12 protein-coding genes are annotated in these 12336 nt (G+C 34.2%); 6 read left to right on the top strand and 6 right to left on the bottom strand.

From position 1 onward, the window contains the following. Nucleotides 1-61: 61 nt before the first annotated feature. The 5 genes from B2X73_RS13150 to recQ all read right to left on the bottom strand — a co-directional run bounded on the left by B2X73_RS13150 (nt 62) and on the right by recQ (nt 5905). A complete protein-coding gene (locus B2X73_RS13150) occupies nt 62-811 on the bottom strand; it encodes a class I SAM-dependent methyltransferase (RefSeq protein ID WP_257468107.1) in 750 nt (249 codons plus the stop codon). Between the two features lie 34 nt (nt 812-845). Then, nucleotides 846-1655 (bottom strand): type I methionyl aminopeptidase, encoded by an 810-nt coding sequence (map, locus tag B2X73_RS13155; protein ID WP_115001887.1) that lies wholly within the window; start codon nt 1653-1655, stop codon nt 846-848. Continuing rightward, on the bottom strand, nt 1652-2074 hold the full coding sequence (locus B2X73_RS13160; protein ID WP_280045217.1) for a BT0820 family HAD-type phosphatase: 423 nt from the start codon (nt 2072-2074) through the stop codon (nt 1652-1654). Before B2X73_RS13160 ends, map begins: the two co-directional genes overlap by 4 nt. Before the next feature lie 27 nt (nt 2075-2101). Continuing rightward, nucleotides 2102-3637, bottom strand: a complete 1536-nt coding sequence (gene gpmI, locus B2X73_RS13165) for a 2,3-bisphosphoglycerate-independent phosphoglycerate mutase (protein WP_291047204.1) — start codon at nt 3635-3637, stop codon at nt 2102-2104. A 66-nt stretch (nt 3638-3703) separates the two neighbouring features. Beyond that, nucleotides 3704-5905 carry a DNA helicase RecQ gene (recQ, locus tag B2X73_RS13170; protein WP_291051262.1) on the bottom strand — a complete coding sequence of 734 codons (2202 nt, stop codon included), beginning with the start codon at nt 5903-5905 and terminating at the stop codon, nt 3704-3706. Between the two features lie 164 nt (nt 5906-6069). Between recQ and B2X73_RS13175 the strand changes: the two genes are divergently transcribed. The 6 genes from B2X73_RS13175 to B2X73_RS13200 all read left to right on the top strand — a co-directional run bounded on the left by B2X73_RS13175 (nt 6070) and on the right by B2X73_RS13200 (nt 11765). Continuing rightward, nucleotides 6070-7035 carry a KpsF/GutQ family sugar-phosphate isomerase gene (locus tag B2X73_RS13175; RefSeq protein ID WP_125349795.1) on the top strand — a complete coding sequence of 322 codons (966 nt, stop codon included), beginning with the start codon at nt 6070-6072 and terminating at the stop codon, nt 7033-7035. Between the two features lie 4 nt (nt 7036-7039). Then, the gene (gene tatC / locus B2X73_RS13180; protein WP_115001876.1) at nt 7040-7873 is read left to right on the top strand and encodes a twin-arginine translocase subunit TatC; all 834 of its coding nucleotides are present in this window, start codon (nt 7040-7042) and stop codon (nt 7871-7873) included. A 68-nt stretch (nt 7874-7941) separates the two neighbouring features. Then, the gene (locus tag B2X73_RS13185) at nt 7942-8688 is read left to right on the top strand and encodes an electron transfer flavoprotein subunit beta/FixA family protein (protein ID WP_115001874.1); all 747 of its coding nucleotides are present in this window, start codon (nt 7942-7944) and stop codon (nt 8686-8688) included. Between the two features lie 26 nt (nt 8689-8714). Further along, on the top strand, nt 8715-9671 hold the full coding sequence (locus B2X73_RS13190; RefSeq protein WP_115001872.1) for an electron transfer flavoprotein subunit alpha/FixB family protein: 957 nt from the start codon (nt 8715-8717) through the stop codon (nt 9669-9671). A gap of 108 nt (nt 9672-9779) precedes the next feature. Continuing rightward, nucleotides 9780-10412 (top strand): bifunctional nuclease family protein, encoded by a 633-nt coding sequence (locus B2X73_RS13195; protein ID WP_038332620.1) that lies wholly within the window; start codon nt 9780-9782, stop codon nt 10410-10412. Between the two features lie 18 nt (nt 10413-10430). Next, nucleotides 10431-11765 carry an MFS transporter gene (locus B2X73_RS13200; RefSeq protein ID WP_180905208.1) on the top strand — a complete coding sequence of 445 codons (1335 nt, stop codon included), beginning with the start codon at nt 10431-10433 and terminating at the stop codon, nt 11763-11765. A 59-nt stretch (nt 11766-11824) separates the two neighbouring features. Here B2X73_RS13200 and B2X73_RS13205 read toward each other — a convergent pair whose 3' ends face one another. Continuing rightward, nucleotides 11825-12313 (bottom strand): dihydrofolate reductase, encoded by a 489-nt coding sequence (locus tag B2X73_RS13205; protein ID WP_115001867.1) that lies wholly within the window; start codon nt 12311-12313, stop codon nt 11825-11827. Between the last annotated feature and the right edge of the window lie 23 nt (nt 12314-12336).

Here is a 12336-nt window from a genome sequence, read left to right on the forward strand (position 1 = left end):
AGTCAAAATAAAAGCGTTACTCAAAAAAGTAACGCTTTTATTTTGACTATTTTTAAATGAATTATACCGCTGGTTTGCGAACAACTGGTAAAATTTCACCTTTTTCTAAACAATATTTTAGTACATCTTCCGAAGGAATTTGTTTGGTGTAATCTGCTTTTTCTACAATAAATCCTACATCTTCCAAACGTTTGTAATAATCTAAACCATAAACACGAACGTGATCATATTGTCCAAATTTTTCTTTACGTTCTTCTTTTGTTGTAACCGTTGGATCTTCGTACGTTACATCACGTTGATACGAAATTGGAACTTGCAGAATTCCCCAACCTCCTGGTTTCATGACACGAAATAATTCGCTCATCGCTTTGTGATCGTCAGGAATATGTTCCAAAACGTGATTACAAAAAATGATATCAAATGTATCATCACCAAAAGGTAAATCGCAGATATCTGCTTTTACATCTGCCAAAGGCGATTCTATATCACTTGTGATGTATTCTAAATTCTTCATCGCACGAAAACGCTTGATAAAAGATTGCTCTGGAGCAATGTGCAAAACTTTAGCTTTTTCAGTAAAGAAAGACGTTTCATTTTTTAGGTACAACCACATCAAGCGATGTCTTTCTAATGAAAAAGTTCCGGGTGAAAGTACATTATCACGCTGTTTTTCGTAACCATAAGGCAACAAACTATAATAACCTTGTCCATCAATTGGGTCTACGAAGCGATTTCCTTTCATAAACCAAACTAAAACAGGACGAATAATATAACTACCTTGTATTAATAAAGGACGAGGTAGAATATTCATGATTTTTTTTAAAAGCTTTTTCACAAAAGTTTTCTTAAGGTTTGAATAAAAATGGTTTTTCTTCGTCAGATACGATTCCTAAAGCATCGTAAATAAACTGATAAGTTGACAATAATTTTGGTTCGCCATCCACTACACAAACATCGTGTTCGAAGTGAGCCGAATATTTATCATCGCGCGTTGTAACCGTCCAACCATCTGGATGAAAGAAGACTTTTTCAGTTCCCATATTTACCATTGGTTCGATGGCTAACACCATTCCTTCTTCAATTTTTTTACCAGATCCACGACGTCCATAATTCGGAACTTGTGGTTCTTCGTGCATTTTACGACCTAATCCGTGTCCAACTAATTCACGAACGATTCCGTAACCTTCTTTTTCACAATATTGTTGAATTGCAAAACCGATATCACCTACGCGATTACCTTTTTTCATTTGTTCTATTCCTTTGAACATAGATTCTTTTGTAATGCGTAATAATTTTTCAGTTTCAGCATCTACTTCACCAACTGCAAATGTATAAGCGTGATCTCCGTAAAAATCATTCATATAAACACCACAATCTACCGAAACAATATCTCCTTCGTTAAGTGGTTCATCGTTTGGAATTCCATGAACAACTTGTTGATTTGGAGAAATACAAAGGTTTTTAGGGAAATCGTACATTCCTAAAAATGCAGGATATCCACCATTGTCGCGAATAAATTCGCCTCCTAATTTATCTAAATGATTGGTTGTAACACCAGGCACTACTTCTTTGGCTAACATACCCAAGGTTTTTGAAACCAATTGAGCGCTTAGGTACATTAGTTCTAATTCTTCTTTACTTTTTAAATGTATCATAATCCGAAAAATCCTCTTTTCTTTTTCTTCTCAGGAGCTTTTTGCCCGTTTGCGTGAACACTTAATTCAATCTTTTTTGTAATGATTTGATAAACGTCACTCCAACCTGGGAAACCTCCTAAATTTCTATCGTCGATAAAGATATCGGCATTTATTTTTCGACTTTGCGTATTTTTATCAAAATCCTCTCCGTCAAAACTATTGTTGATGGCATAAAACTCTATACCATTTTGTTTGCAAAACTCAACAGCTTCGTCTAAATATTTACCACTACGATAAGTCCATAAAGTAAGGCGATATCCGTCGTTTTGTAATTGTTTCAATGTTTCGAAAGCGAAGATTTTAGCTTTTCCAATTTCTGGATATTTATCATCTACCACAGTTCCATCAAAGTCAACAGCAATAATTTTATTAATCATGTTTGTAAGTATTTAAAGTTATTTAGGTTATTTTTTTTGAACAATAATGTTTCCAGTCATTTCAGTTGGAATTTCAATTCCCATCAAAGTTAAGATAGTTGGTGCAATATCTCCAAGTTTACCATGCTCAACATTCCATTCGATATTTTTCTGAGCCAAAATAAATGGAACAGGATTCGTTGTATGTTGCGTATTCGGTGATCCATCTTCGTTCATCATAAAATCTGAATTTCCGTGATCAGCCAAAATCACCACATTGTAACCATGTTCTAAAGCTGCATTTACAATTTTCTCCGCACAAGAATCTACTACTTCAGCAGCTTTTATTGCCGCAGACATAACACCTGTATGTCCAACCATATCTGTATTAGCGAAGTTAAGACAAATGAAATCCGCTGATTCTTTTTCGATTTCTGGTACAATTGCATTTGTAATATCATATGCAGCCATTTCTGGTTTCAAATCGTAAGTAGCAACATCTCTTGGCGAAGCACATAAAACACGAGATTCACCAACGAAAGGTTCTTCGCGACCACCATTGAAGAAAAATGTTACGTGTGGATATTTTTCAGTTTCAGCAATACGAATTTGCTTACGACCAGCATTAGAAATAACTTCTCCTAACGTATTTACAATATTTTTCTCATCAAAAATTACCGCAACTCCAGTATATGTAGCATCATATTCTGTAAGAGTGATATATTTTAGATTTAATTTATGCATTCCAAATTCTGGAAAATCATGTTGCGTTAAAACTTCTGTGATTTCACGTCCACGATCAGTTCTAAAATTGAAACAAATCACTACATCATCATTCTCGATTTTAGCTTTTGGTTGACCATTTCCATCCGTTACAATAATCGGTTTGATGAATTCATCTGTTACGCCTTCATTATAAGATGCACGAATTGCTTCTAATGGATTTGTTGTTGTTTTACCAACTGTATTTACCATTGCATCGAATGCTAATTTCACACGTTCCCAACGTTTATCACGATCCATTGCATAATAACGACCAGTAATCGAAGCGATTTCTCCTGTTGATTTTGTCATGTGATTCATCAATTCTGTGATAAATCCTTCGCCAGATTTTGGATCGGTGTCACGACCATCTGTGAAAGCATGTACAAAAACATTTTGTTGTAAACCTGATTGATTTGCTGCATCTAACAAACCTTTCAAATGATTGATATGTGAGTGTACACCACCATCAGAAACTAAACCAATGAAATGTACTTTTTTGTTATACTCTAAAGCATATTGAAAAGCATCTTTTAAGATAGGTTCGTTTTGTAACGTTCCGTTTTCAACCGCCATATTGATTCGAACTAAGTTTTGGAAAACTACGCGTCCAGCACCCAAATTCATATGTCCAACTTCCGAATTCCCCATTTGTCCTTCTGGTAAACCAACGGCTAAACCAAACGTATCCAACGTAGAATGTGGAAATTTCTCGAAACAGCTATCTACAAAAGGTGTATTTGCTTGCGCGATTGCAGAAACAGCAGGGTTTGGTCCAATTCCCCATCCGTCCAAAATCATTAATATTGCTTTATTGTTCATTTTTCTTGTAATAATTAAGCCCAAAGATAAGCATTCCTTGGGCTGAAAGTTTATTTTTTGTATGGTTTAATTTGCGACTTCACTGATGAATTTGATACGCATTAAACGTAATTCTTCTTCATCATAATCGTCACCAAATTCATCTAATAATGATGACATTGAGTCAGAATCTGCGTCCATCAAGAATTCATAAATTTCCTCTTGTTGATCTTCGTCCAAAACTTCGTCAATATAATAATTGATATTTAATTTTGTTCCTTGATAAACGATACTTTCCATTTCTGAAAGTAAATCGCTCATCGTCATATTTTTTGCTTCCGCAACATCTTCAAGATTTAACTTTCTGTCTGTCGATTGAATGATATAAACTTTGTGACTCGATTTGTCAGCAACTTGTTTAATCACCATATCTTCAGGTCGAATAACGTCGTTGTCTTTAACATATTGCGCAATAAAATCTACAAATTCTTTTCCGAATTTCTGAGCTTTCCCTTCTCCAACACCAAACACATTTGTTAACTCCTTAACTGTTGTTGGATATTGCATTGTCATATCATCTAAACTCGAATCTTGGAAAACTGCAAAAGGTGGAATTTGATGTTTTTTAGAGATTTTTTTACGTAAATCTTTCAATTGTTTCAATAAAACATCATCAAAAGCAATAGGTGCAGAAGATGTTTCTTCTTTTTCAAAGCTACCTTCTGATAATAATTTTTTGAAATCAATATCTTCGGCAATTTCAAAAGAAGTTGGCTTACTAATGAAATCTTTTCCAGATTTGGTAATTTTTAAAATACCATATGATTCGATTTCTTTCTCTAATAAATTACGTACAATTAATTGGCGTAAAATAGATTTCCAATAATAATCTTCTTTTGCTTTTCCAATTCCGAAGAAATCTTCAGAGCTCAAATTATATGATTTTGTAATAGAAGTTTCTTTACCAACTATAACATTTACAACATCATTTAATTTTAATTTTTGATTTGTTTTCTGAACAACATCTAATGCAATTACTGCATCATCTTTTGCTTCAATCATTTTTTTAGGATTGCGCATATTGTCGTCCATATTTGCCCCTTCGCCGTTTTTGTCGTCGAATTCTTCTCCAAAATAATGTAACAAAAATTTACGACGCGACATCGAAGTTTCGGCATATGCTACAACCTCAGAAAGTAATTGCATTCCAACTTCGCGTTCTGCAACAGGTTTACTTGCTAAGAATTTTTCTAACTTTTCGATATCTTTATAATCATAGAAAGCAATACAAACACCTTCACCACCATCGCGACCTGCACGACCAGTTTCTTGGTAATAACTTTCTAACGATTTTGGCATATCGTAATGCATCACAAAACGTACATCTGGCTTGTCAATTCCCATTCCGAAAGCAATTGTAGCGACAACGACACTTGCATCTTCCATCAAAAACATATCTTGATGTTTGCTACGTGTTTTGGCGTCTAAACCTGCATGGTAAGGAATGGCATTGATTCCGTTTACTTGTAAAAGTTGCGTAATTTCTTCAACTTTTTTACGACTCAAGCAATAAATGACACCAGATTTACCATCGTTTTGTTTGATAAATTTGATGATTTGTTTGTCTTGATCAACCTTTGGGCGGATTTCGTAAAATAAATTCGTACGATTAAAAGAATCTTTAAAAACTTTAGCGCTTTGCATTCCCAAAGTTTTCTGAATATCTTCTTGTACTTTTGGTGTTGCTGTTGCAGTTAAAGCAATAATTGGCGCATCACCAATTTTGTTGATAATCGCTTTTAGATTACGATATTCTGGTCGAAAATCGTGTCCCCATTCAGAAATACAGTGCGCTTCATCAATAGCAAAAAAAGAAATTTTTACCGATTTAAAGAAATCGATGTATTCTTCTTTTGTCAAAGATTCGGGTGCAACGTACAACATTTTAGTTACTCCATCTTTAATATCTGTCATAACTGTTTTCGTTTCTGACTTGTTTAAAGATGAGTTTAATACGTGGGCAATTCCATCATTTTCAGAAATTCCACGTATAGCGTCTACTTGATTCTTCATCAGCGCGATTAAAGGGGACACAATAATCGCGACTCCATCTGACATTAATGCCGGTAATTGATAACATAAAGACTTACCTCCTCCAGTTGGCATCAAAACAAATACATCTTCTTTATTTAGTAAGCTTGTAATGATTTCGTGCTGCTGTCCTTTAAATTGGTCGAAACCAAAATATTTTTTTAGGTAAGATGTTAAGTTTTTCGAAGTGGCTTCCATCTACACAAAAGACTAAAATTAATATTATAAATTAAATAGTTCCTATATTTGATAACTCTTAAATATACACATAAATTTTATATGATTTATATATAATTGAGTGTAAATAAAAAAGGAGAGTAAAAGTACGAAAAATTTTAAAAATAGACAATAGAAATTTTATTGTGGAAAATTCAGAATTAATACAAATAGCGCAAGGGGTATTTCGAGAAGAAATTCAAGCGCTGGAAGCAATAGCTTCTCGTATTAGCGAGTCTTTTGTTGATGCGGTAAATGCGATATATAACACGAAAGGAAAGTTGGTAGTTGTTGGAGTAGGAAAGAGTGCACACATTGCAAATAAAATTGTAGCAACCTTAAATTCTACCGGAACTCCAAGTCAATTTTTACATGCGACGGAAGCTATTCATGGCGATTTGGGTCTTGTACGACCAGAAGATGTGGTGATTTGTATTTCGAAAAGTGGAAATACGCCAGAGATTACATATTTGGCTCCGATTCTTAAACAATATGCATCAGTTTTGATTGGTTTAACATCAAATTTGAAATCAGAATTAGCAAAAAATTCAGACATTGTTTTGGATGTTAATATTGATAAAGAAGCTTGTCCCGTAAATTTGGCACCAACAACTTCTACAACGGCTCAATTGGTAATGGGTGATGCATTGGCGGTAGCTTTGATGAAATTGAGAGCGTTTACACAAAACGATTTTGCAAAATATCATCCAGGTGGAGCTTTAGGAAAACGATTATTGTGGACAGTAGAAAATATTGTTGATCCAGAAAGAAAACCTTCTGTGCATCCAGATTCTTCGATTACAGAAGTCATTAATTCATTAACATCAGGTCGTCATGGAATTACAGTTGTGATTGATAATGATAAAATTGTTGGTGTGATAACAGATGGAGATTTGCGCCGAATGTTATTAAATAATGAAACTTTTGCACATTTAACTGCGAAAGATATTGCTTCAATGAATCCGAAAACAATCAAAAAAGCTGAAAAAGCAAGAGAAGCTTTAGCGATTCTTCGTCACAACAGTATTGGACAATTGGTGGTGGTTGATGAAGAAAATCATTATTATGGAATTTTGGATATTCACTCAATTTTAAACGAAGGAATCGAATAAGCGTATGGCAGATAATACAAAATCGAGTATGTCATTTTTGGCTCATATTGGTGAGTTGAGAGGACATTTGGTTCGTTCTATTTTATCAATTGTGATTACATCTATTGCAGTCGCTATTTATTGGGACGAATTGGTGGAACATGTGATTATGGCTCCATTAAAATCAACTTTTCCAACGTTTGATATTTTTAATCAATTTGGTGAATTAACAGGTTTCGGAAAAATTTATACCGAATCATTTGATATTTCGAAAGAATTGACCAATCTTAATCCATCAGGACAGATCACTTCACAATTTTTTGCAGTAATTGTGTGTGGTGTAATTATCGCAATTCCTTATATTATTTTTGAAATTTGGCGATTTGTAAAACCAGCATTAAAAGAAGCTGAACGAAAATATGCAGGATTTACCATTTTCGCTGTTTCGTTTTTCTTTGTAACAGGAGTCTTATTTAGTTACTATATGTTGCTACCATTGTGTACACAATTTTTATTCACTTACGATCCTTTTGGTGTAGGAAATACATGGACGTTGCCAAGTTATATCGATTTATTTGTTCAATTATTATTATCGATGGGAGTTATGTTTTTGATGCCTGTTTTCGTTTACTTCTTAACGAGTATTGGAATCTTAACACCAAAATTTTTGAAAGAATACCGTAAACACGCATTTATTGTTGTATTAGTGATTGCAGCTGCAATTACACCAAACGATGTGTACAGTATGATTTTAGTTACAATTCCTCTTTGGTTATTGTACGAACTAAGTGTATTGGTTTCAAATTCAGTTTATAAAAAACAATTGAAAGCGAAAAGTAACGACTTAGTAAAGAATTAACAATGTTATGCTTGCATAATAAAATAAATTAGTTATTTTTACATAAAAGAAAAAGTAAACACAAAATTATGAAGATATTAGTTTGTATTAGTAGTGTACCAGATACTACAGCAAAAATCAACTTCACAGCTGACGGAAAATCATTTGATAAAAATGGTGTTCAGTTCGTTATTAACCCGCACGACGAATTTAGTTTAAATAAAGCAGTAGAGTTACAAGAAAAACAAGGAGCTACTGTTACAATTTTAACTGTTGGAGATGCAACTGTAGATCCAGTTATGCGTAAAGCTTTAGCGATTGGTGCGAATGATGGAATTCGTATTGATGCTGATGCTCGCGATGATTTCTTTGTTGCTACACAAATCGCAAAAGCTGCTAAAGATGGTGGTTTTGATTTAGTATTGACAGGAAAAGAATCAATTGATTATAATGGAGGTTCTGTACCAGGATTAGTTGCTGCAATGTTAGATTATGGTTTTGTAAACGGATGTATCGGTCTTGATGTAGAAGGTTCTTCTGCAAAAGCTGTTCGTGAAATTGACGGAGGAAAAGAAACTGTAGAAGTTACTTTACCAGCTGTTATCGCAGGACAAAAAGGATTGGTTGACGAGGCTGCATTAAGAATTCCTAATATGCGTGGAATTATGCAAGCGCGTACAAAACAAATCGCAGTTGTTGCACCAGAAGCGACAGAAACTAAAGTTGAAGTTGTTGGTTATGTAAAACCTGCTGAAAGAGGTAATGTAACATTAATCGACAAAGACAATGTAGCAGAATTGGTAAGATTATTACACGAAGAAGCTAAAGTAATCTAATTATTCACCTAAAAAGAAATTAAAAAATGGCAATTTTTGTATACGCAGAGTCACACGACGGAAAATATAAAAAAGCAGGATTAGAAGCAGTTTCTTACGCAAAAGCTACAGCTGATGTTGCTGGAGATACTGTTACAGCAATCGTTTTTGGAAATGCTACTGCTGACGAATTATATAAATATGGAGCATCTAAAGTAGTTAAAGTTGATAATGCAGCTTTAGCAAAATTTGATGCAAATTCTTACGCAAAAGCTTTGGCTGAAGTTGCTCAAGGAGATGTTGTGGTTTTACCATCAACAAACGAAGGAGCGACTATAGCACCAGTTTTAGCATACAAAACAGGAGCATCTTTAGTAACAAATGTAGAAAAATCTCCAACAGCAGTTTCTCCATTCACAGTTGCACGTAAAGCATTCTCTGGAAAAGGAGTAGAAACTGTTGCAGTTTCAGGAAAAGTTGTAGTTACAGTTCTACAAAACGCATTCGGAGCAAAAGAAAATGCAGTTTCAGGTTCAGAAGAATCAGCTTCAGTATCAGTTTCTGATGCAGATGCAAAAGTAAAAGTTGTTTCAACAGAAATGGCTTCTTCTGATAAAATCGATTTGAAAGAAGCGGATATTGTTGTTTCTGCAGGTCGTGGAATGAAAGGTCCTGAAAACTGGGGAATGATCGAAGATTTAGCAAAAGTTTTAGGAGCTGCTACAGCATCATCTAAACCAGTTGCTGATATTGGTTGGAGACCGCATGCTGAGCACGTAGGACAAACAGGAAAAGCAATTGCGCCAAATTTATATATCGCAGTTGGTATTTCAGGAGCTATTCAGCACTTAGCTGGAGTTAATGGATCTAAAACAATTGTTGTCATCAACAATGATCCAGAAGCGCCTTTCTTTAAAGCGGCTGATTACGGAATCGTAGGAGATGCTTTTGAGATTGTTCCTAAATTAACTGAAGAGTTAAAAAAATATAAAGGTCAAGCTTAATCATTTTAAGATTATAAATTCAATCCGAATCATTTAGGTGGTTCGGATTTTTTTTATTCATTAAAAAAAGATTAAATATTCATCAGTTTTTCATAGATTTACGCCCAAATGGACAATTTAATTAGATTAAATATTAAAGGAATATCTTACAGTCAAACTCAGACTGGCGCATATGCGTTGATTCTAGAGGAAAATGTAGGAGGAAGAAAGTTGCCAATTATTATTGGGAGCTTTGAGGCACAATCAATCGCATTAGCTTTAGAGAAAGATATTAATCCACCTCGTCCATTAACACACGATTTGTTTATTTCATTAGGAAAAGAATTTCAATTGAATGTTGATTCTATTTATATTTATAAATTAGAAGATGGTGTTTTTTATTCGAATATTGTTTTTGTGAATGATGATGGACAACGTGCCGAGATTGATTCGAGAACTTCTGATGCAATTGCATTGGCTGTTCGTTTCAATGCACCTATCTATGCCTATGATAATGTTGTAGAAAAAGCTGGAATTCATTTGGACGTTATTGAAGAAGAAGAAAATATACGTCGCGCAGCAAATAACTTCGAAGATGATTTGGATATCTTGGCTGGTTTGGAAAATGATTTGTCTGATATCAACGAATATGAAGGTTGGACAAAATCTGAACTTGAAACTGAGATGGAAAAAGCTGTGAAGAATGAAGATTATGAATTGGCAGCTCGCCTTCGTGATCAAATCGATAACATGGGAAACTAATAACTATTTCAAATAATTATGTCTGTAAAGCTTAGACTTACAATCATGAGTTTCCTTGAGTTTGCGGTATGGGGAGCATACCTAACCTCTATGGGAAATTACTTAGGATCAGTTGGCTTAGGTCCAAAAATTGGTCTTTTTTACGCGATGCAAGGTATTGTGTCGATTTTTATGCCCGCAATAATGGGTATTGTAGCGGATAGATGGATTCCTGTACAACGTTTGTTGGGATTGAATCATTTATTAGCTGCGATTTTTATGTTTGCAGCAGGTTATTACGGAATGACAGCTGGAAACGATGTAGATTTTACAACAATCTTCGCACTTTATTCGGTTAGTGTGGCGTTCTTTATGCCAACAATCGCCCTTTCTAACTCAACAGCCTACACAATTTTAAAACAAAATAATTTAGACACAATCAAATCCTTTCCTCCAATCAGAACGTTTGGAACAGTTGGTTTTATTGTAGCGATGTTATTTGTTAATTTCTCTGGATTTAAAGATGGTGTTTTTGGATTTAACTTTTCAAGTGATCCAACATTCGTAAGTTTTCAATCCAATTATTATCAGTTCTTTGTATCTGGATTTTTAGGAGTTATATTGTTTTTATACAGTTTCTTATTACCTAATTGCCCAGTTAACAAAAGTTCTGAAAAACAATCTATTTCTGATGCATTTGGTTTAAAAGCTTTTGCATTATTTAAAGATAGAAAAATGGCAATTTTCTTTATCTTTTCAATGCTTTTAGGCGTTTCTTTGCAAATTACAAATGGATATGCAAATCCATTTATCACAACGTTTAAGGATATTCCAGATTATGCCAATACGTGGGGAGCAAGTAATGCAAATGCTTTAATTTCGTTGTCTCAAGTTTCTGAAACATTGTGTATTTTATTAATTCCTTTCGTGCTAAAACGATTCGGAATCAAAATCGTGATGTTGATGGCAATGGTAGGTTGGGTCTTACGTTTCGGATTATTTGGATTAGGAGATCCAGGATCTGGCGTTTGGATGTTTATCTTATCAATGATTGTTTACGGAATCGCTTTCGATTTTTTCAATGTATCAGGTTCGTTGTATGTAGACAAAGAAACAAACGAAGAAATTCGTTCTTCTGCACAAGGAGTTTTTATGATGATGACCAATGGTTTTGGAGCAACAATCGGAATGTTAATTGCACAATACATCGTGAATCATTTAGTGTATAGTCAAACTGATTTGACATTGCAGCTAGAAGGATGGAGACATTCTTGGTTTATTTTCGCAGGCTACGCATTAGTTGTTACGGTATTGTTCGCAATTGTGTTCAAATACAAACACAATCCAGACGAAGTACAAGATGTAAAACATTAAGGTGTAAAAAATATAAAAGCAAGAATCAAAATTCTTGCTTTTTTTATGCACGAAAGTTTCTAATCTATTCTTTTATACGTCACAAACGAGTAAGCATATGGATGTTTTTCATCTTTTTTGAAATCTTCTCGTTCTACTTCTTCCCATTCGTCCAAGTCTATTTCTGGGAAATAAGTGTCTCCATCAAATTCGTGATGAACTTCTGTGATGTACAAAATATCAGTAAATTCCATCGCTTGTTTGTAAATATTTCCACCACCGATAATGTAAATATCATCGTCAATTTTTTTCGCAACTTCTATTGCTTTTGGTAAAGAAGACGCAATTTCGATACCTTCTGTATTCCAATTCTGATCTCTTGTCACAACAATATTGGTACGATTTGGTAAAGGTCTACCCAATGATTCGAACGTTTTTCGTCCCATAATAATAGGATGCCCAGAAGTTATACTTTTGAAATGTTTCAGATCATTTGGTAAATGCCAAATCAAATCATTTTTTGCACCAATTACGTTGTTGCTTGCTTTTGCTACTACAATGTTTATCATAAGTTATAAGGTAAAAAAAGCTA

It is taken from the genome of Empedobacter sp. UBA7252, from assembly GCF_002472765.1.
Taxonomy (GTDB): Bacteria; Bacteroidota; Bacteroidia; order Flavobacteriales; family Weeksellaceae; genus Empedobacter; species Empedobacter falsenii_B.